Raw genomic sequence first — 20228 nt, 5'->3', positions numbered from 1 at the left:
AAAACCTCGGTTTAGGCGAAGGCTCTGCTTTGCCGGTTGGCGTGCCGGTTCCCTGGCCTTCGGAAAATCCGCCAACTGGGTGGCTAAAGTGTAATGGTGCCGCTTTCAGCGCTGCCACCTATCCGCTTCTGGCTAGAGTGTACCCGTCGCTTAAATTGCCGGATTTGCGTGGGGAATTTATACGTGGCTGGGACGATGGACGGGGGGTTGATAGCGGAAGAAGTCTCCTCTCTTATCAACAAGGATCAGTAGTTGTTGGAGACGATGGAATAAGCGCAAATACGCTTGTCACGATAAATAATTTAACTGAAAAATCTCGCTGGGGTTACGACGATACACCTTTACCAAGCATTGCTGGGATGTATATCTCAATGACACCAGCCACGAATGATTATTCATCTAACACGTGGGCCGTGGGTGTTTATGGTATAAGTCGACCAAGAAACATTGCATTTAATTATATTTTAAGGGCAATCTAATGAATAATAAACAAGAGTTTTCTTTTGACGAAAACGAACTATCCACAAAAGATGTTTTTTTGGAGGTATACAATTACGATGCCGTGACTGGAGAGTTTAAAAATATATCAAAGGAATATATTTTAAAAGGTGTTGGCATTCCTGCATTTTCAACCATCAAGCCAAATTTATCAGGAAAAGCAGGTACTACTTGCGTTTATGAAAACGATGAATGGAAATTAGTTGATGATCACCGCGGTGAGACTGTATATGACACTGAAACGGGTAATGAAAGAATAATAAAAACCATAGGTCCATACCCAAAGGATACTACAACTCTCAAACCAAAAACAAAGTATGATTCATGGGATGGGAGTACATGGATAACCGATAGCCGTGTGCAGCACGAGGCTGAAGTAGGCTTCGCAGAAAAAAAACAAAATGAACTATTGGTTAATGCGCAAAATATAATTAGTATCTGGCAGACAGAACTGCAATTAGGTATTATAACTGACAAGGATAAGGCCAGCTTAATCGATTGGCTGGCCTATATAAGAAAATTAAAAGAAATTAAAACTTATCAGGTGCCAGATATCACATGGCCTTTGCCACCGGAGGTGTCGGCCAAATGATGTCAGGAGCCGTCGATATATCGACGGCTTTGACCGAAGCTTTATACGCCATCCAAGCTGATAGTTTTGCTTTGTCACTATCACTAATATCACCAAGAAAAAGTTCAATCTTCCAATCTGATATTGTGTTATCAATACTGTTTAAAATATCATTTCGGTTTTTTTCTGCAATTTTTTTATCAGCTTCATGTTTAAGCGAAAAATCCTCAACCCAGTTTTCACCATCCCATTTACAGTACTCTGAAGCTGGAACTTTTGAAGTTGTATTGGTTGGGTAATCACCCAGTTCAGTTATAATAAATGATTCCCCTGTTTCAGTGTTGTAGACAGTTTCACCACGATGATCGCTAATATACTCCCATGCAGAAAGGTCTTTAGTTCTGCAAACCTTCATGCCCTCTTTTTTTTCTAAGGGAGCGTCGACACATGAATTAGCAGGAAGGCCTACTCCTTTAGCAAGAGCTTCAGTGATAGTTGAAAGATATTCACGTGAAATACCATCATAATTATAAACACTAACTTCCCCAGAGTTAATAGCTATGAGATTTTTATCCAACTGAGCTCTTAACATTATGCAGCCCTCAAAATATAGTTAAATGCAATGTTGCGTGGTCGTGTCTCTGATCCACCCGTGTTTTCCATAAATATATATGTATGACAACGATTGCCAGCTTGTCCCATTATTTCTATTGACTCGCTATTTTGATCAGTGAATGCAATAAAATTCGGGGTTGGGGTTCCGTATTCGTTAACAAATTTGTGGTTATGCGAACGAATTTCATCTCCTTGTGCAGAGAAGATAGTTCTTCCATTATCGACATTTCTTCCATCATCCCATCCACGAATAAACTCTCCACGTAGATCTGGCAATTTAAGCGACGGGTACACTCTAGCCAGAAGCGGATAGGTGGCAGCGCTGAAAGCGGCACCATTACACTTTAGCCACCCAGTTGGCGGATTTTCCGAAGGCCAGGGAACCGGCACGCCAACCGGCAAAGCAGAGCCTTCGCCTAAACCGAGGTTTTAAAGTTTTTCCGGGCTTTGTGCCAATAATAAAAAGAGGATACAAACCTCGGTTTAGACGAAAAGCTTTTTGGCCGATTATTGAAGGTAAATATTTTCAGTCAAAATACGACTTATGCAAAACCGACCGCGAGACTACTAAAAATAATCGTTACAGGAGGCGGCGGCGGTGGCGGTGGGACTTCTGCAGTTGGAGCAAATCAGGGAGCGGTTGGCTCAGGTGGAGGGGCGGGTGGTACCGCTATCTCCTGGCATTCAGTCGATGAGCTTGAGTTTCCCATATTGCTAACCGTCGGAAAGGGTGGTTCTGGTGGAGTCGGTGGTAACGAGCCGCAATCAGGGCAAAGCAGCAGTTTTGGTAGATACCTCTCTGCATCAAGCGGTGCTCGAGCGGCAAGTGGTACGGCATTTAACTACGGAGAGAATCGCTTACTTTCTAACGGCGGCAGTGGTATTGGCTATGGTGGTAATCACATGAATGTCAGAGGCTCTGCAGGAACCCCAGCAATTACCTTAAGCTCGGGCTATGAGAGTGGAGGTGGTGGCGCATCGTTTTTCTGTGGAGGGGGAAATCCTATTGCTGCAGGCTCATCTTTGTCTGGTGATCCTGGCGCGTTTGGATCAGGCGGCGGCGGTGCATTTTCTGTTAGTAATTCATCTGCTCAAAATGGAGGGGGCGGTGGCGATGGCATTATTATCATTGAGGAATATGCATGAAAAACTATGCGCGAATTGAAAAAAACACAGTAAGAGAACTATTTTCAACGGAAGATGATATAACGGAATTGTTCCACCCTTCTATTCAGTGGGTTGATATCACAGAATGTGAAGTTAAGCCTGAAGAAGGTTGGGAGTATGTAAAAGGTATGTTCGTGCCGCCCAGGAAATGAACACCACGTCGGAAAAAGACCCGCGGCAGCGGGTCTTACTTTAAATCTCATAAATATCAAAAAGATGCTTATAAAATGATTGGTAAATAATTCCAGGTTATGGCTTCAACTGTTATGGATTGCGTTAATAAACTTATGCTGAAGTATATTTTTAAAAATAACCCTCAAAAAAATATAAATTAAAAATTAACCATGGAAAGATTGAATATTTTTAATTATTTCTGGCCGGATTATTTCTTCAGGGTTATTAAATTTTGGTGAGAAAAAATTTTTTCCCAGTTACCATTCGACTATGACTAAACCTGGCTGCCCCACAGCCCCTTTACCATTTATTCCTGTTGAACCACCTGCACCGCCAGCACCATAACCATCACCAACGTAACCATTTTGGCCTCCAGCACTACCTGCGGAAGATGAGCGAACGGAGCCACCGCCTCCACCGAATGGACATGATGCGCCTGCGCCGCCGCAACCTGTTCCAATCGTCGAGCCCGTTGTTCCTGCTCCATCATTTCCAGTGCTTCCGCGAGGATAACCTCCTCCGCCAGCTCCGCCATACTGCGCTGAACCACCACCACCAGGGTCTCCACCCTGACCGGCGATGAGGGTCAAATAATTGCCAAAAACAGTATTGCCACCAACTCCTCCAGCTTTGCCATCGGAGTTTACTGACGTGGTTCCACCGGCACCACCAGCCCCGATGACTACATCGATCATTTCTCCCGGCTTAACTGTTATGGCGCGCTTAATAACTGACTGTCCAGCGCCACCGCCACCGCCGCCACCGCCAAATTCACTGGTGTTTGTACGGCAACCGCCACCGCCCCCGCCGCCTCCAGCAGCACATCCGGATAAGTAGACAGTGCTTACGCCATCCGGGACCTGGAACTTGCCGTTACTCGTGAATTGTTTAACGCCTCGGGAGCGCGAAATTTCATTTTGAACCGCTTCTACAAAACCGAGGTTTTCGCGAAACAAACCCCTGGCCCCTGTAACCAACGCAATGGCAAACTCCCCATCTTTTACCAGAGGAAAAATGATGCTGATTGGCTATGTCAGGGTGTCAACAAATGACCAAAACACCGATTTACAACGGAATGCCTTGCAGAGTGCAAATTGTGAACAGATTTTTGAGGATAAAATCAGCGGTAAGACCAGCGAACGACCAGGCCTAAAGCGGGCGCTCAGGACGTTAAAAGAGGGCGATACTCTGGTGGTGTGGAAGCTGGATCGGCTTGGCCGCAGCATGCGTCATCTGGTCATGCTCACTGAGGAGCTGCGTGAACGTGGAGTCAATTTCCGTAGCCTGACGGACAGCATCGACACCAGCACGCCGATGGGGCGTTTTTTCTTTCATGTGATGGGCGCCCTGGCGGAGATGGAGCGTGAATTGATCGTTGAACGCACGCGAGCGGGCCTCTCCGCTGCGCGAGAAAAAGGACGCATTGGTGGGCGGCGGCGCATTATGACGCCGGACGTCGTGGAGCGGGCAAAAAGAATGCTGACGAACGGCGCCACACGTTACCAGGTGGCACTGGTGCTGGATATTTCTGTCAAAACCCTGTATCGCTATCTTCCAGTCAACGCCGCTAAACCCACCGATCACAGTAGTAACTAACAGGAATAAGCGATGTTATTTGCCGTGCGTTTTTACGATCGTGCCGACCGGGCTGATATCCGTAAAATCTATATGGACGCTCATCTGCAGTGGCTGGAAAGCGTCAGGTCAGGCGTACTGATTGCGGGCTCCCTCAGAGAGCATGCCACGGCTCATCCCGATGGTGCGTTATGGATTGTGGAAGCCGAATCCAAAGAAGCCGTTGAAACCCTCCTGAAGCAGGACCCGTTCTGGCAAGTGGGACTGCGTCATAACGTGGATATCCGGCTCTGGAGCAAGGCTTTTGACAGCCCTGTTACCCTGTAAATTATCGCCGCTGTTTAGCCACGCGCCAGCAAACCGCAATCGCATGCATCCTTTCTGCTGACCTGACACTCTGAGCACACCCTCAACACGGAGTGCTACAGATGTCTGATTTTCATCACGGTGTCCGCGTCGTCGAAATTAATGACGGCACACGCACCATCTCGACTGTTTCAACCGCCATTGTTGGCATGATCTGCACCGCAGAAGATGCTGATGCAACGGCGTTCCCTCTTAACACACCTGTTCTGCTGACCAACGTGCAGGCGGCCATCGGCAAAGCCGGTACCCAGGGCACCCTGGCGGCCGCGCTGCAGGCGATTGCTGACCAGGCGAAGCCGGTAACCGTCGTGGTTCGCGTAGCAGAAGGCGCGAGTCAGGCGGAAACCACCTCTAACCTGATTGGCTCGACAGACGCGAACGGTAAATACACCGGCATGAAGGCGCTGCTCAGCGCGCAAACTCAGCTGGGCGTTAAGCCACGTATTCTGGGCGTGCCAGGGCTGGATTCGCTGGAAGTGGCGACCGCGCTGGCCAGCATTGCACAGCAGCTGCGTGGCTTTGCTTACGTGTCCGCCTGGAACAGCAAAACCATCTCTGATGCCATGAAGTACCGCGAAAACTTCAGCCAGCGTGAGCTGATGATCATCTGGCCAGACTTTATTGCCTGGAATACCGCGACCAGCAAATCTGAAATGGCTTATGCCACCGCACGTGCGCTGGGCCTGCGCGCCAAAATTGACAACGATACGGGCTGGCATAAAACCCTGTCCAACGTGGGCGTCAATGGCGTAACCGGCATCTCTGCAGACGTTTTCTGGGATCTGCAACAGACCGGCACCGATGCCGATTTGCTGAATGAGAAGTGCGTCACCACGCTAATCCGCAAAGACGGCTTCCGTTTCTGGGGCAACCGCACCTGTAGCGACGATCCGCTTTTCGCGTTTGAGAACTACACCCGTTCAGCGCAGGTGCTGGCCGATACCATGGCGGAAGCGCACATGTGGGCCAACGATAAACCGCTGACGCCAGTGCTGGTACGCGAAATCATCGCCGGCATCAACGCGAAGTTCCGTGAACTGGTCAGCGCTGGTTATCTGCTGGGTGCGAACTGCTGGTACGACGAAAGCGCGAACGATAAAGAGAGCCTGAAGGCGGGCAAACTGTTTATCGATTACGACTACACGCCGGTGCCCCCGCTGGAAGATCTGACGCTGCGTCAGCGCATCACTGATACCTATCTGGCGAACTTCGCCGCATCCGTAAACAGCTAAGGAGCCGGATAAATGGCACTGCCACGTAAACTCAAAGGGTTAAACCTCTTTAATGATTCAAACAGCTATCAGGGCATTGTAACCGCCGTTACGTTGCCGAAGCTGTCACGCAAGCTGGATACCTATCGCGCAGGCGGCATGAACGGTGCCGCGTTTATCGATAACGGCCTGGACGATGCGGCGCTCGATATGGAGTGGACGCTGGGCGGTATGGATGAGCTGGTACTCAGCCAGTGGGGCGCAACGGCCAACGTTCCGTTACGTTTTACCGGTTCTTATCAGCGCGATGACACCGGCGAAGAGATTGCCGTTGAAATTGAAGTGCGCGGTAAGCACCAGGCGTTTGACTTCGGTGAAGCCAAGCAGGGTGAAAACACCGAAACCAAAGTCACCAGCAAAAATACCTATTTCAAACTGACCTGGAATGGCAAAGAGCTGATTGAAATCGACACCGTCAACATGGTGGAGAAGGTCAACGGCGTCGATCGTCTGGAACAGCGCCGTAAAAATCTCGGCCTGGTGTAATAACAAAGGCCAGCGCGTTCTGCGCTGGCCCCTCTTGATTGAGATGGAGAAAAAATGGAACAGCTGGATAAGCCGGAACAGAAAGACAACCTGGTGGTGCTGGAAAGCCCGATCTCACGCGGAGATGTAGTGATCGCCCAGGTCGAGCTGGTCAAACCGAACGCCGGCGCGCTGCGCGGTGTACGACTGGCCGAGCTGGCCTCGTCCGATGTGGATGCGCTGTTGATGGTGCTGCCCCGTATCACGATGCCTTCGCTGACCAAAGCGGAATGCAATGCGCTGGACCCGGTTGACCTGATTGCCCTGGGCGGCAAGGTGATTGGTTTTTTGTCAGCGAAATCGGCCACGTAAGCTGGCCCCGCGATATGACGGTCAATGATCTGATGGCCGATATTGCCAGCGTTTTTCACTGGCCCCCCTCAGAAATGTATCCCATGTCGCTGGAAGAGTTACTCGACTGGCGGCATAGAGTGATGATCCGCAGTGGAGTAACCTCAGATGAGTAACACGCTCAAGCTGCAAGTGCTGCTGGAAGCGGTTGATCGGGCGACGCGCCCGTTCAGTGCCGTGCGTAAAGAAACAGAAAAACTGTCTGCGGATATCCAGGAAACGCAGGACCGCCTGGATGCGCTCAACGCTAAATCCGCGCAGATTGAAGGGTTCCGTGCGACGCGCAAAGAACTGACGCTGACCCAGCAAAATCTTAAAAATACCCGGGCAGAAGCGGCAGCACTCGCCATTCAACTTAAAAACACCCAAAACCCCACCGCGGAACAAACGCAGGCGCTGGATAAGCTGCGTCAGTCGGCTAACGCGCTGCAGCAAAAAAATATCCAGCTGCGTCAGTCGGTACAGGAGCAACGCCAGGCGCTGAATGACGCCGGGATTTCCACGCGCCGGTTGAGCAGTGAGCGCCGGAAGCTGAATCAACAAGCCGAGCAGACGACATCCACCCTCAATGCGCAGGGTCAGTCCATGGATCGGCTGAATCAACGTCAGGACAAGCTCAACCGCATACGCGATCGCTACCGTGCCGGCATGGCGCTGGCAGATAACGTGCAAAGTGCCAGTTCGAAGGCCAAAGACTTTGTTGAGAAGGGCCGAAAAGTCATTGATGACTTATCCCCTGGCGACGCGAATAACGGCAAGGAAAAATCGGGTGGGCAGGGCGCAGGCGATATCACTGAACTCAACAAGGCGATGGCGAGTATAGGCCCGGTGGCAAAACAGGCGGGGCTTAGCGTCGGCCAGACCGCGGCCATGATGGGCGTGCTGGCGGAAAACGGCATGACGGGCAGCCAGGCCGGTGCTGGCGTCAGCGCCATGTTGACGCATGTTCAGGCACCGGACGCCAGCGCAGACAGCGCACTGAAAGCGTTGAATGTGCAAACCGCTGACGACCAGGGCAACAACCAGCCCATTTTCGCGGTGCTCGGTCAGGTACAGGCGGCGTTTGAGAAAAACAAACTCGACGCAGCCCAACAAGCCGCTTATCTGCAGGCGATTTTTGGTGAACAGGGTGCCGCCCCTGCCGCAGTGCTGATGAAGGGCGCAGCCAGTGGCCGACTGGATCAGCTGTCTCAGGCGCCCGCTGCCCAGCCGCCAGCCGCAGACGCGTCGGTTGATACCAGCCTGCAGGCCATCAGCCAGGATGGCTTGTCCGTACAGTCCGTCCTGACCGGCGTCATGAATATCAATCCCCAGCTCTCGGACAGCCTGCTGACGCTGGCGGCCGGTGGGCTGACGTTGGTGGATTCACTGGCCAGCGTGGGAAACATTGCCTGGCCTGTCATTAGCGGGCTGAGCACTATCATGGCGGGTGTGGAGCTGCTGGGCAGCGCGTTTGCCATCATCGGTGGCGCGATTACGGCCACGCTGGGGGCGATTACGCTACCGGTGGTCTTGCTTGGCGCGGCTATCGCGGCGGGCGCCATGTTGGTTTACCAGTACTGGGAACCGATTAGCGCTTTTATCAGCGGCGTTGCTGAAGGTTTCAGCGCGGCGATGGGGCCGATAAGCGACGCGTTCGCGCCGCTGAAGCCGGTATTTGACTGGTTCAGTAACAAAGTGTCCGAGCTGGGCGCATGGTTCTCGAAGCTGCTGGAACCCGTGAAGTTTTCTCAGCAGGAACTGGCTTCAGCAGGGGAGATGGGACAGCGCTTCGGCAACATGCTGGCGACAGCGCTGAAATTGCCCGGTGAAGCCCTTAACCAACTGCGGGGCGGCATTGACTGGGTTCTGGGCAAACTTGGCATAATTGATGAGAAATCTGACAAGGTGAAAGACAAGCTGCCACCGCCCAAAATGCGCGATCAGGATGACGAGGATGAGGATAACGCGGATGCCCGTCCGGCCGCATCGCGCGCCAGCCTTAACAGCACGCTCAATCAGCCTTTGCCTTCGGTTAACAATTCAAACGTGGATAACCGTCAGCACACCGTAACCAACAACATCTATGCGACAGGCGACCCCCAGGCGATCGGACAGGCCGTTGCACAGTATTCCACGGCATCGCCGTGGTCCACGGCTGATAGCAGCTATAACTCCATGTTTAGCCAGGATTAATTCACCATGATGATGATATTAGGCATGATGCCGTTTGTACGGCAAACCCTTCCCTTCGACAATCTGAAGCATGACGTGGGCTATCGCTGGGCAAAAAACAGTCGCGTAGGGCGACGTGAGTCGACCCAGTTTTTGGGTGCCGGTGACGATAAAATCACCCTGTCTGGCGAGCTCCGGCCTGAAATCACCGGCGGCAATGTCACGCTGCTGGCACTGAAGGCGATGGCCGATGAAGGCCTGGCGTGGCCGCTGATTGGCGGCAATGGCATTATTTACGGCATGTTTGTCGTCACAGATTTCTCGGCCACGCATACCGAATTCTACAGCGACGGCAGCGCGCGCAAGATAGGCTTTACCCTCAACCTGTTGCGGGTAGACGATTCATTGACCAGCATGTTCGGCGACTTAAAAAGGCAGGCGGAAGAACTGCAAAACCGGGCCAGTGACGCAGCGCAACGGGTGGGTTCTGTCATCAACAGCGTTACCTCTGCGCTGAGCGGAGGGCGCTGAGATGAGCGATATCGCCCCGATTCCGGTGCCTCTGCGCGTTGCGCCGACGCCGGACTTCAATATCAAAATTGAGACGAAGGATAAAACGGAAGATATTCGCCCACGGCTGATTTCTCTGAAGTTAACGGATAACCGTGGCTTGCAGGCCGATCAACTGGAGCTGACGCTGGACGACAGCGACGGCCAGTTGGTCATGCCGCCTTTTGGCGCAAAAATCGCCCTGGAGATTGGCTGGAAAGGACAGCCGCTTGCAAATAAAGGCATCTACCTCATTGATGAGGTCACCTACCAGGGCGCGCCGGACACGATAACGGTGGTCGCCCGAAGCGCAGATTTTAGCGGTTCGCTCGATGTTAAAATCACTGATTCATATCCAGACATGACGGTTGGCGAGGCCGTGGAGAAAATCGCGAAACGTAACAACCTCAAGTGGAAAGTTTCGCAGGAGATAGCTAAGAAAAAGATTAAGCATCTCGATCAAACGCAGGAAACGGACGGCACATTTATTACTCGTCTGGCTATGCTGGTTGGCGCGGTGGCGACAATTAAAAAAGAAATGCTGCAGTTCTTTGCCCCCGGGCAGGGCGTGACCGTGAGCGGAAAGCCGATTTCACTCCTGAATCTGAACCGACAGGATGGCGATAAGTATGAGTACAAATTGTTTAAGCGCGACGATTACAGTGGCGTAGAAGCAAAATGGTACGATCAGAAAAAGGCGCAGCAGAAAGGGGTAACCGTCAACACGATACCGCCAGCAACACCGACGGTGAACCCTGTCCATCCCGCGGCCAAAAATATCCCCACTATCGGGCAACAAGACCCGGGAAAAACCTATGTTTTTGGCAGCAATAAGAAACTGTATGTACTGAATACGCACTTCAGTAGCCAGGAGGAAGCAGAGGAGGCGGCTAAGGCAAAGTGGCAGGAACTGCAACGCAACCGGGCTACGCTGAAGATCCTACTGGCGCTGGGTGCTGCGGAGTTGATTCCTGAAACGCCGGTCAAAGCTCAAGGTTTTAAATCGGTCATCGATAATCAAAAATGGCTGATTACCAATATCGTGCATACCCTCGATAAAAGTGGCTTTACCACCCAGTTGAACCTGGAGTTGATGACCGAAAACGTGGAATACATCTTAGTTGAAAAGCAAGGTGGTTAGATTTAGTCTAATTATTGTTGCTTTTTGTTTAGCTTTTGGCTAATGTTGCACTATGCCAGAGAGGAGAACAACTATGATGCATTGCCCAAAATGTCAGACCGCCGCCCATACGAAAAGCAGCCGTTACGTTTCGAAAGAGACGAAAGAACGTTATCACCAGTGCCAGAACATTAACTGCAGTTGTACCTTTAAAACCCTGGAGAGCGTATCCGGGATTATCGTCGAACCGGCACAGATTAATACCGTGCCGGTGATGGCGAAAGGCAGCAATAATCCGTCACCGCAGCTGCTGTAAGCCCAACCCGCGAAAGCGGGTTTTTTTATGGCTGCGGCCTGGATGGGATCGCTGGGAGATCAGGCTAAAGGCCAGCGAGCCGTTGACGTTTAAGGGCGCGACAGCGGCCTCTGGGAGTTCTGTTAATAACTGTACGGTGGTGAGGGCCGGGGCCCTTGGGGAACACTGGCAATTACTGTACGGAATAAAAAGATTTCACTGATGTGAGTCAGGCAAAACAGGCTTCCGGTGAAGAGAGAAAAAGCGTGGCGATTTTCGCCAGAAGAAAACGCAGGGGTGATAAAGTATTTTGGTATAAAGTTAAGTCCGCGCTGGGATTTGAGTTTGGTATGCGAATTCCCTTCTTCCAGAGGGAAGAAGGGAAAGGGCCGGAATTAATGAAGGCTATCTGTAAGTTTGCTATCGATCATCACCAGCCCCGACGCTGTTTGCACAAAACGCGGCGCGGTTAAGTCATCAGTCATGATGTTAATCATCTGGAATAACAAGCCGGTGATGTGTTTCTGCAAGTCTGTGGAAGCCGGCTGATTCAGCAATACTAACGTCAATGCGCTGCAATATTGCCGCATCTCTTCCGAATCTATCGAACAACCGCTGCGACAGGCTTTGTCATTACCTTTCTCCAGCGTGAGGCGTTTAATCAGGTGTTCTGGCAGTGGCTTGTCTAACAGAACTTTCAAGACTTCCAGTGCAGCGAGCAGACGGCCGCATAGTGCCATACGAGCGGTGATATCGTGACATTCCACCAGGGCATCGACATAGTGGCTACATGCCTCCAGCACCTGAAAGAGATCGTGCGTCGTGCCGAGCGGTGTTTTCAAAAGGGTTGATACTGCCGGTTCGATAACTGGCTGAATGTCCACGATTTCATAATGAGTGGTTGTGTTACTATTGGTATTAGCCATAGCGTTGTTTCCTTTAGAGTGAACGTTGTGGTCAGACGCTCCGGTATGTGTTGCATCACTGCCGGGGCGTTGCTCTCATAAAAGGCCTCATGTTAGTGTGGTCTTTTAAAGGATTAAAATGAGGGAATAGGTCAGTACATGTCAATTATAATGCGTGAAAAAAAACCAAAAGGTGGAGGCAAGTCCCCACAATTTCAAATGCGCATTGATCCCGCCTTGAAAAAACAGCTTGATGCGGTTGCAACTGAAGAAGGAATTAGTCTGGCAAGCTGGCTGAAGAATCTGGCGAGAGAGGCGTTAAAGGCAAGGGGGATTGAGCCGGAGGGGTAATTTGTGCGTGAAATATTGAGTTAATTATATGTGTGGTAAATGAAAAAAAGCTAAATTTCGCTATTGTGAAGTTTTTAATTTGGCCATTACAAGTTTGATAAAATAGCTGAGGCTTTGATGGAGTTGTGAGTAAATGAAGCTTTTTATTGTATGGTTACTGCAATCTTTTTTCTATCTTGTACCGATTATAGTCAGTGTTGTTGGTGCTTATTTTATTGTGCGATTCGTTCCATTTTACCCAATGGGGTTTGTGGTTGTCTGGGTCGGTATCGTTGCTTATCTTTATGTAAGATACAGTAAGTGGGTTTAACCTCAACCGTATAATCTTTTTCATGGCGATTTTCAAAACACCATGAAGTTTCAATATTTATCTGTAATATGATGTTCAGTGAATCGGGACTTACCCATATTGACTTGCTCAAAGTAAATAATCAGGATGTAAGGTCCTTATAAATGAATGAGCAATCTAAGTTGTACGCTTACAAGATTAGCTATGAGATAACATTCAAATAAAATAATATTGCCAGAAAGAAGAGCAGACTACGATAATGGACGAGACAGAAAAAGCAGTACTCGATCTTGTTGAGACTTACAATGGTCGAAGCATATTTACCTTTAAGCGGTATCCGCTCAAACATAATACCGATCTTAATGAAGATTTTCGAATGGACCCGTTAGATGCCTATGATTTACTAGAGGAATTCACAGAGAAATTTTCGATTAATTTAGATGAAATCAATTTCACTCGCTATTTTCCTGAAGATAATGGCAAAGCAGAAAAGGCGTTGACCATTCAATTACTGATTGACTCGGCCCGAGCAGGTCACTGGACGGATGAAGAAAAATCAAAAACAGAAAATACCTTACCCTCAAACTCAGACAGGAAAATAATGAAAAAGGGAAAAAATAAGACGATTTATATTTTAGCAGTCATTATATGTTTTCTGATTCTTCCGGAAATAATGGTTCGTACACTAACCCCAGAACAACTCGTCAGACTCAGCGATTTCACAAGCCTGGGCGGGATTTTTAGCCATCTCCTTTCGTTAATGTTTTTTCTCGGTATAACATCGATTTTGCTGGGCATTGTCGCTATCTGTCTGGCAAAAAAAATCTACCGATATTTTGTCAGGTTAAAAAAATAGCATACCTGCTGTACGCTCTGTATGCGTTACCAACGCACTGAGAGCAAAATTTTGCCAAAGCTGAAAACGTTGAGCGAAAGCAATCCAGGAAAGCGTATAGGATCTGCGGACCTGTTTTACAGTGGCTGGTCCGCGCAAACTCATGGGGGAAATGTGAGTAGGTCAAAGTGTGCCATTCTTAGCGTAATGTGAGGTGTAATACGTTATTCCGCCCTTGCAGGATGCGGACGAGTTGGGCATCGCCATGGAGAGCGAGAAAGCGCTACTGGAGCAATGGAGAACCTACCGCGTGGAGACCTTAACGGCACCGGATATTAGTTGGCCGGGAAAGCCTAAACAGAAACATCCCCGTTACAGCGGGGACTATCAGGAAAATTTTAGAGGCGTGAAGGCTTAATTTTGCCATTCAATCATCTCATCCAGCCGTTTTAAAATATCTGGGAAGTAGCTCTCATTGATGCCGAAATCACCTTTCACCTGAGCGCTGTCAGCATGCGCTTCAGGACGAAGGTCATATTCAATAATTACACCCTCTTCGCCGGTTACTTTCCTGATGATCATATTCAGTTGATGGCACTGGCTTTGAAACACGAAAGGCTTTATCTCTCTTTGAGCAATTAAAGCATTATGGTGCGCTGCAAATTGCTCACGTAGTTCCAGTAGCTCACCTACCGTAAATTCAGTTTGAAACTGTGCTTTCAGGCCAGGAACAGAAAATTCAACAAAAGATTTTATCCAGTCCCAGCGATGATGTTCAGGGTCAATGTCGTTATCGACCACTCTTTCAAAAGGAGAAACCGTAAACGTAAATTTCTCATCTTTAATATCAAACATTGATGCGTTCCTGTCGGTTATTAAAAATACATAAAGTGGGTGATTGTCCAGTCGGACTCTCTTACCACAACTTCGAGTGTGTATTTTTTATACTCAGTAGTGGCCTTCTTACGATAAAGCTTGTACATCTCAATTTCGTATCTGTACAGGCCTTTAACTTTCCGGGGATCGGCCGTTCGCTTACCAAAACGAATAGCTTTTTCCTGAATATGTAAAGGAACATACCGACCCGTTTCATACATGTGCTTAGCAGCCGTTTCGGTCATTTTCAGGTTGCGTACAGATAAGCCGAGTTTAAACCGGGCGCGCAAAAATGAAATCGTTCCCTGGCCAAGCTTTGCTGTAATCGCTGTTCGCGTACCCGCTTCAAATAAAGCACGGCCAGTGCGGAGAATGCGGAAAACACCAAAAGCAATCAGTGCAATATCAGTGGGATCGAACAACGGCGTTTCAAGCGGAGCCTCTTCAAGCCGGACAAAATGGCCCTGTGCATCATAAATTTGCCAGAGGCCGGGAGCCTGAGCCACGGTGTAGCCGATACACATACCGCTTGTTTCATCAAGCACCGGCTGAGCATTGCGTGGTAGATGTTGTGGCCGAAGCTCAAAAAATTCTCCGGGGGGCAATCTTGACTCAAAAGTGTAATACCGTCCAGGTTCCTGTCTGTCTGCTCTTCCTGAGATCATTCTCGTTCCCTCTTTTTGATGATGGCTGTTCATAGTGCCACAGGAAGACAAAGCGATCATTCCCCAGTAAATGCCCGATCATTCTTCAACAAACCCTACTCGTTCCCTCTTTTTGATGATGGCTGTTCATAGTGCCACAGGAAGACAAAGCGATCATTCCCCAGTAAATGCCCGATCATTCTTCAACAAACCCTAATTGTATAAACGGCATCGCCTGACCTGACACTCTGAGCACATCCATTTTACGGGGGCATCAGATGTCTGATTACTGTCATGGTATCTGCATCGTCGAAATCATGGATGGCACTCGCACCATTTCCATCATCTCTACCGCGATTATTGGGCTGGTCTGTACCGCCTGGGACGCCGACACTAGCGCTGAATACGCCGGTATTGTTTGCTAACGTGTAGGGTGGTATCGCCAAAGCCGGGGCAAAATGCACGTTAGCAGGCGATTTTCGACCAGGCCAAATCGGTTAATGTCTTGGTGCGCGTTGCCGTGGGTGCGACCGAAGCGGAAACCATCTCAAACATCATCGGTACCACTTACGAAAACGGCCAGTACACTGTAATGAAAGTCCGGTTAAGCGCAGAATCAGCTCGGCGTGCCGGGCCTTAACTCGCTGGAAATGGCGATCGCGCTCGCCAGGATCGCGTAGCAGGTGCACCTTCAAAACGTACGAAAGCATAGCGGGGATGATCGTCTCGCCGGGCCAGACTAATAAGGTGCCGATTTTTACGCATAACGACAGAAGGTAATCGTTACTTCACTGAAAGCTCGCGAAAGTATGCTTTTTGTATCTGCGTTCAAAAAGAACGAATAAAGTCATGTGATGCTTTTGTGACGCTGGCCTATAGAAACAAAAAAGCCACTCGGCTAAAAGTGGCTTAATGTCCTGATTCAACAGGTGAGATCTGGTGGCCACTGCTGGGTTTGAACCAGCGACCAAGCGATTATGAGTCCCAATTTGAAACAAGTAAAATCAGCAACTTACTGATTCTTATATTTTCTTTAGGCCGAATAGTGATGAGAAGTGGCGTATAGCGTGGATCTCTGCTGCTACTTTGCCGCCACTCCAATCTAAAATGTGGGGGGATCATCTGATTTTTTATAGAACTATTATATATATCTAAGTGATGGTGAAATCACAACTGATAGAGGCTATACAATATAACTGCCCCCTTTAACAAAGGAGGCTAGATAATTCTCAATAATAACTTAAATGAGATTGACCATTTCATCTATGGATTGTTTTAAATCTCCATAGGTGTATCTATTGGCTTGCATTGTCACGTTCTCCGGATGGTGAATATGGTTTCGTATAAACGACTGTAATGTTGTCGGCAATGGTTGAAGTGGCGATCCATTCCTTTCCTTAGTCCATTGTTTATTTGATGCAATTGATTGGGAGTTGAGCCATACATCAACATCAGAAATTGTTTTCAGGTTATGCTTTTCTTGCAAATAACCGTATAGTTCATTGTGTAAGTCAACAGTGGCTAAATTATATGCTCTATAACTAATCTCACCCCAAGATGGACTCCATGGAAACATGGGTGAAGTTGTTGCAGTACTAACGGAACTACTATTATTAGTTTTATTGAAGATGAATAGGCCTGTATTTTTCAGATGTGGAGAGGAAAGCATAAAAGGAGAGTGAGTAGAAATAAATACCTGTTTTGTTTTTGATAGTACCATCAAAGCGTCTAATAATTTTTTTTGTCCGGTAGGATGCAAGCATAACTCAGGCTCATCTATGAAGAAATAAAAGGGTTTTGAAACTGCAGCATTAGCCACATTAGATGTTATATTTGCATAAACTTGCAATAGTGCCAAAGCTACGGCTCTCTGCATTCCATGCCCCTTTTCGCTCATTGGTACAGACACACCATCATCAATAATTATACTTGCTGTCTTGAAAAAATTCTCAATTTGTAATTCTTCAAAAGAAAATGAAATATTTGCCATTCCAAATTGAGAAGAGAATATATTCTGTACTTGACTTTCTATTTGTGCAATTTTACTTCTTAACTGCGATGCAGGATTGTTGAAGAGTCCATGATAACTACTTTGGAAATTTTGATATTCAAGAGTGCTAGTGTGTCCTAATGCTATTTCTTTTAGTAGCGAACCGCAGATAGTCGATGCACCAAATTTAGATTCATCACTAGGATTAGTATCAGCCCATATAAAATTATTGTCGTAAAACTTCTTGAATGGCGCATCGATTCCCGATGGATTTGAATAACTACCATTGGCATGATCCCAGAAGTTGATTTTTTTGATGTCATCAGGGAAGTTCCTATCCCATGACCTTTTAACTTTAAAATGCTCCGATCCACCATGCTGGTATATACAGCTTAAGAAGGATCGATTTTTATTGCTTTGCACATGAGCTGTAATGGAGCCTGATACATTCCCAGTATATACGACCTCTACCATGAAATCGTTCAACGTCATAGCCGGGTTAGATTTGTTAAGCAAGGTCTCTGGATCTTTTTTTGTGGAATCTTTGATGAAATCGAGGCACTCAAAAATCGTAGACTTTCCAGAATTATTTTCTCCTACAAATATATTAAGTCCGCTACCCTCTGTATTTCCATTAGGTACATTGAAATTAAAATTATGACTGCCATGAAAGCCTTTAAAATTTTCGATAATCATTGATTTTATAAACATAATTAATCCCTTTTATGCTAACTTATGAGGTTCTATCCCATAATTAACCTACATAAGCTAGGCAATTAGAAGATATATCCCACCATTACGAATGATTTCGTTGAGTTACTTATTTATGATTTTCTGGTTATCTTTGAAGAAAGGCTGTTATGTTCTTACGCTTACTTAAATTTATCAGCCTATCATTATCAAATACCATTATATTTAAATGCGATCAAGAGGGTTTAGCAGCATCGCTTCAGATAAATGATCTGGAGCAAAGTGCGCATACCGCATCGTCACCTTGATATCGGTGTGCCCCAATATCCGCTGAAGCACAAGAATATTACCCCCGTTCATCATGAAATGGGAAGCAAAGGTGTGTCGCAAGACATGCGTCAACTGTCCAGCAGGTGTCTCGATACCGGCGCGTTGCATGGCCTTTCTAAAAGCTGAATAGCATGGTTTAAAGATCACCTGTGCTTTCCTGCTTGATGGCAGTTCGGCCTGCAATTTTTCAGTTATCGGCACCGCGCGGTTTTTCTTGCCTTTAGTTTTCACATAAATGATCTGACCGGCGCGGATTTGGTTTCCCTTCAAGCCTTCCGCCTCACTCCATCGCGCGCCAGTTGCCAAGCAGTTTTTCACAATGGTAGTCAGGTCTTTGGATCGGCTGTTCTCACATTCGGCGAGGAGGGTTCTGATTTCCTCAATGGTGAGATACGCCATCTCTGACTCACTGATGTTAAACTCGCGTACGTTCTCAAACGGATTAGGCGCTGTCCATTCATCTAATCGGCGTAGTTCTTTAAATATAGCCCTGAAATACTCGAACTCTAAATTTACCGTGCGATGTGTTATCGTCTTCACTCTACTGGGTTGAGTTACCTTCCTGTTTATGATTTTTAAATTTCTTTGCCAGGTAGATAATTACTGCTTTAAGGTCGATCTTATTTAAAATTTTACCTTCAGCTTAAAGCCAAAATTACAGTGGGTGATATTCTATATCGCTGGTTTTTAGATTCAACTTGCGGAATGCCCACGAGCACAGCATTAACCTGGCTGGCCCTTTTTATCATTTTCATTGATTTTCGTGGTGGCATACATTACCAACACATAAGCCCCGATTCCGCAGATAAATACAGCGAGAGGCCCTACAATCCGCATGCTGCCTTCATTTGTGAAACCTGTATAGAACATCCCAAATACAGTTGCTGTCAAAACCAAAGTTCCCAATATCTCGGAAATAAATTTGAATGACAGTTTAAAGATTCTCGATAGCACGTAATAACTCCTCAATCCTGTTGGGCTCTTTACGCAAAATTTTCCCCATTTCAATCAGGTGCTTAAGAGGCTCTTCAAAAAAGAAGTAGAGCATATCGTAATTATGGATACGCAGCTTCTGCCAAAGCGCCGGGTTTTCCATGCTTAATCGCCGAGAGGCATCACATGCGCGCGCTATTACACCCTGAGTTACAATACCGCCCAACATCACGCCTGACACACCTCTGAGTGCGAGGCGGGTTACCAGACCGGTTATCATTCCACCCATGACTTTTGTGCCAAGGAAGGTGGAAATACTCATCTGTAATGCAGTGCGTGATGCGAATTGAGTAGCACTGCCAATAACGGCTTCATGAACTTTTTTTAGTACAGGATCGGGCAAGCGGTTTAAAACATCATCAATGATGATTTTAGCGACTTTGGCGATTGTGTTTCGGTCTTTGATAAGTTGCTCTATTGCATGAAAAACCCGCTTGTCATCATTAAAGTTGCGCCGCTGTGTCCGGTAGCCACCATCCGACAGATTCAGGTCCTGGAATGTTCTTTCCAGTCCTAAATAGAAGTCTCTAGGGATTGATATAACACCATCACCTACGGCTTTTGCTATCTGAGCAACATCCATTCATTAGCCCTCCTACTGCTTTCGCAGAAGCATAACGCAATTGAACTCCTGTGTGTAGTAATAAGGTTCTTTTTGAGTCTCTTTGCACACAACTGCCATTATGGCCTATTCAGGATATTGAGTTGGTAACAGCTTTACTCGGTCTCCTTAATAGAAAAGTTTGACTGAGCTATATGCCTTACGATCAAATCATCACCTCTTAAACCTGTCATATGAGACGCTGTTAACTCAATGTTTTAAATAAATTAGCCAAAATTCGGACCAATTCCATCAAAAACAGAACGTTGCGAACAGTGCGCGTCTGTAGGTAGGTATGATCTGGTTGATACAAACAGGTCTTTTGAAGATTAATTTAACGGAAACAATGCACTGCACAATGTTATCAAATTAAGCGGTTTTTCTATGACCGTATACTGACGCCATTAAAATAAAACGCCAATTTATCGCCATTCAAAAAGCACAAACAAAAAAGCCACCCATGGGAGGTGGCTTAATCGCATGATTTTAATCA

24 protein-coding genes and 3 pseudogenes are annotated in these 20228 nt (G+C 47.6%); 18 read left to right on the top strand and 9 right to left on the bottom strand.

What is annotated here, in order from left to right:
• Together C7433_RS14795 and C7433_RS14790 are read left to right on the top strand one after the other, a co-directional pair.
• Positions 1-479: phage tail protein (locus tag C7433_RS14795; RefSeq protein WP_226375862.1), on the top strand; the 479-nt coding region annotated here is incomplete at its 5' end.
• The gene (locus C7433_RS14790) at positions 479-1090 is read left to right on the top strand and encodes a tail fiber assembly protein (RefSeq protein ID WP_110268427.1); all 612 of its coding nucleotides are present in this window, start codon (positions 479-481) and stop codon (positions 1088-1090) included. The genes C7433_RS14795 and C7433_RS14790, both read left to right, overlap by 1 nt.
• On the opposite strand, the gene C7433_RS14785 is transcribed toward C7433_RS14790, so the two are convergent.
• Together C7433_RS14785 and C7433_RS14780 are read right to left on the bottom strand one after the other, a co-directional pair.
• Positions 1053-1661, bottom strand: a complete 609-nt coding sequence (locus C7433_RS14785) for a tail fiber assembly protein (RefSeq protein ID WP_110268426.1) — start codon at positions 1659-1661, stop codon at positions 1053-1055. The two genes, C7433_RS14790 and C7433_RS14785, sit on opposite strands and share 38 nt — an antisense overlap.
• A complete protein-coding gene (locus C7433_RS14780; protein ID WP_233255788.1) occupies positions 1661-2074 on the bottom strand; it encodes a tail fiber protein in 414 nt (137 codons plus the stop codon). The genes C7433_RS14785 and C7433_RS14780 overlap by 1 nt, the downstream gene beginning before the upstream one ends.
• Positions 2075-2194: 120 nt before the next feature.
• Here C7433_RS14780 and C7433_RS23560 point away from each other — a divergent pair, with 120 nt between their 5' ends.
• Together C7433_RS23560 and C7433_RS23765 are read left to right on the top strand one after the other, a co-directional pair.
• Positions 2195-2830: a hypothetical protein gene (locus C7433_RS23560; protein ID WP_146212563.1), complete on the top strand. Its 636-nt coding sequence runs from the start codon at positions 2195-2197 to the stop codon at positions 2828-2830.
• Positions 2827-3003, top strand: a complete 177-nt coding sequence (locus C7433_RS23765; RefSeq protein WP_166649059.1) for a hypothetical protein — start codon at positions 2827-2829, stop codon at positions 3001-3003. The genes C7433_RS23560 and C7433_RS23765 overlap by 4 nt, the downstream gene beginning before the upstream one ends.
• Before the next feature lie 329 nt (positions 3004-3332).
• On the opposite strand, the gene C7433_RS14770 is transcribed toward C7433_RS23765, so the two are convergent.
• Positions 3333-3581: a hypothetical protein gene (locus C7433_RS14770; protein ID WP_110268423.1), complete on the bottom strand. Its 249-nt coding sequence runs from the start codon at positions 3579-3581 to the stop codon at positions 3333-3335.
• A gap of 461 nt (positions 3582-4042) precedes the next feature.
• On the opposite strand from C7433_RS14770, the gene C7433_RS14765 reads away from it, so the two are divergent.
• The 10 genes from C7433_RS14765 (at position 4043) to C7433_RS14720 (ending at position 11252) form a co-directional block, all read left to right on the top strand.
• Positions 4043-4621, top strand: a complete 579-nt coding sequence (locus tag C7433_RS14765; RefSeq protein WP_033739914.1) for a recombinase family protein — start codon at positions 4043-4045, stop codon at positions 4619-4621.
• 12 nt (positions 4622-4633) lie between these two features.
• Positions 4634-4927 (top strand): YciI family protein, encoded by a 294-nt coding sequence (locus C7433_RS14760; protein ID WP_072209175.1) that lies wholly within the window; start codon positions 4634-4636, stop codon positions 4925-4927.
• 101 nt (positions 4928-5028) lie between these two features.
• Positions 5029-6198, top strand: coding sequence for a phage tail sheath protein (locus C7433_RS14755; RefSeq protein ID WP_110268422.1), 1170 nt, complete (start codon positions 5029-5031; stop codon positions 6196-6198).
• A 12-nt stretch (positions 6199-6210) separates the two neighbouring features.
• On the top strand, positions 6211-6723 hold the full coding sequence (locus C7433_RS14750) for a phage major tail tube protein (RefSeq protein WP_110268421.1): 513 nt from the start codon (positions 6211-6213) through the stop codon (positions 6721-6723).
• A gap of 54 nt (positions 6724-6777) precedes the next feature.
• Positions 6778-7074, top strand: coding sequence for a phage tail assembly protein (locus tag C7433_RS14745; RefSeq protein WP_033739909.1), 297 nt, complete (start codon positions 6778-6780; stop codon positions 7072-7074).
• Positions 7075-7106: 32 nt separating this feature from the next.
• On the top strand, positions 7107-7229 hold the full coding sequence (locus tag C7433_RS14740) for a GpE family phage tail protein (protein ID WP_013027268.1): 123 nt from the start codon (positions 7107-7109) through the stop codon (positions 7227-7229).
• Positions 7222-9288, top strand: coding sequence for a phage tail tape measure protein (locus C7433_RS14735; protein WP_110268420.1), 2067 nt, complete (start codon positions 7222-7224; stop codon positions 9286-9288). Before C7433_RS14740 ends, C7433_RS14735 begins: the two co-directional genes overlap by 8 nt.
• A 6-nt stretch (positions 9289-9294) precedes the next feature.
• On the top strand, positions 9295-9798 hold the full coding sequence (locus tag C7433_RS14730) for a phage tail protein (protein ID WP_033739905.1): 504 nt from the start codon (positions 9295-9297) through the stop codon (positions 9796-9798).
• A gap of 1 nt (position 9799) precedes the next feature.
• Positions 9800-10957, top strand: a complete 1158-nt coding sequence (locus C7433_RS14725; protein ID WP_110268419.1) for a contractile injection system protein, VgrG/Pvc8 family — start codon at positions 9800-9802, stop codon at positions 10955-10957.
• Positions 10958-11030: 73 nt separating this feature from the next.
• Positions 11031-11252 carry an ogr/Delta-like zinc finger family protein gene (locus C7433_RS14720; RefSeq protein WP_033739904.1) on the top strand — a complete coding sequence of 74 codons (222 nt, stop codon included), beginning with the start codon at positions 11031-11033 and terminating at the stop codon, positions 11250-11252.
• Positions 11253-11626: 374 nt separating this feature from the next.
• Here the strand turns inward: C7433_RS14720 and C7433_RS14715 are convergent, their stop codons facing one another.
• Positions 11627-12157: a hypothetical protein gene (locus tag C7433_RS14715; protein ID WP_039341977.1), complete on the bottom strand. Its 531-nt coding sequence runs from the start codon at positions 12155-12157 to the stop codon at positions 11627-11629.
• Positions 12158-12295: 138 nt separating this feature from the next.
• Between C7433_RS14715 and C7433_RS14710 the strand changes: the two genes are divergently transcribed.
• The 3 genes and pseudogenes from C7433_RS14710 to C7433_RS14695 all read left to right on the top strand — a co-directional run bounded on the left by C7433_RS14710 (position 12296) and on the right by C7433_RS14695 (position 14029).
• Positions 12296-12487, top strand: a complete 192-nt coding sequence (locus C7433_RS14710) for a toxin-antitoxin system HicB family antitoxin (protein ID WP_039341980.1) — start codon at positions 12296-12298, stop codon at positions 12485-12487.
• A 548-nt stretch (positions 12488-13035) separates the two neighbouring features.
• Positions 13036-13323: pseudogene (locus tag C7433_RS14705) on the top strand (DUF1493 family protein); the annotation flags it as partial.
• Between the two features lie 523 nt (positions 13324-13846).
• Entirely contained in the window at positions 13847-14029 is a 183-nt protein-coding gene (locus C7433_RS14695) for a tail fiber assembly protein (protein WP_255421311.1), read from the top strand.
• On the opposite strand, the gene C7433_RS14690 is transcribed toward C7433_RS14695, so the two are convergent.
• Both C7433_RS14690 and C7433_RS14685 read right to left on the bottom strand, forming a co-directional pair.
• Complete coding sequence (locus C7433_RS14690) at positions 14026-14466, bottom strand: hypothetical protein (protein WP_110268417.1); 441 nt, start codon at positions 14464-14466, stop codon at positions 14026-14028. The two genes, C7433_RS14695 and C7433_RS14690, sit on opposite strands and share 4 nt — an antisense overlap.
• Positions 14467-14486: 20 nt before the next feature.
• Positions 14487-15185: a hypothetical protein gene (locus tag C7433_RS14685; protein ID WP_233255786.1), complete on the bottom strand. Its 699-nt coding sequence runs from the start codon at positions 15183-15185 to the stop codon at positions 14487-14489.
• Between the two features lie 224 nt (positions 15186-15409).
• Between C7433_RS14685 and C7433_RS14680 the strand changes: the two are divergent.
• Positions 15410-15805 (top strand): annotated as a pseudogene (locus tag C7433_RS14680) (phage tail protein); the annotation flags it as partial.
• A gap of 566 nt (positions 15806-16371) precedes the next feature.
• On the opposite strand, the gene C7433_RS14675 reads toward C7433_RS14680, so the two are convergent.
• From C7433_RS14675 to C7433_RS14660, 3 genes and pseudogenes are all read right to left on the bottom strand, one after another.
• A complete protein-coding gene (locus C7433_RS14675; RefSeq protein ID WP_110268415.1) occupies positions 16372-17832 on the bottom strand; it encodes an ATP-dependent endonuclease in 1461 nt (486 codons plus the stop codon).
• A gap of 204 nt (positions 17833-18036) precedes the next feature.
• Positions 18037-18696, bottom strand: a pseudogene (locus C7433_RS14670) (tyrosine-type recombinase/integrase); the annotation flags it as partial.
• Between the two features lie 379 nt (positions 18697-19075).
• A complete protein-coding gene (locus tag C7433_RS14660) occupies positions 19076-19717 on the bottom strand; it encodes a hypothetical protein (protein WP_110268413.1) in 642 nt (213 codons plus the stop codon).
• Between the last annotated feature and the right edge of the window lie 511 nt (positions 19718-20228).

The sequence above is a fragment of the Pantoea sp. PNA 03-3 genome (assembly GCF_003201175.1).
Classification (GTDB): Bacteria; Pseudomonadota; Gammaproteobacteria; order Enterobacterales; family Enterobacteriaceae; genus Pantoea; species Pantoea stewartii.
The sequence above is the reverse complement of the archived record's forward strand: the minus strand, read 5'-3'. Positions and strand labels throughout refer to the sequence as shown.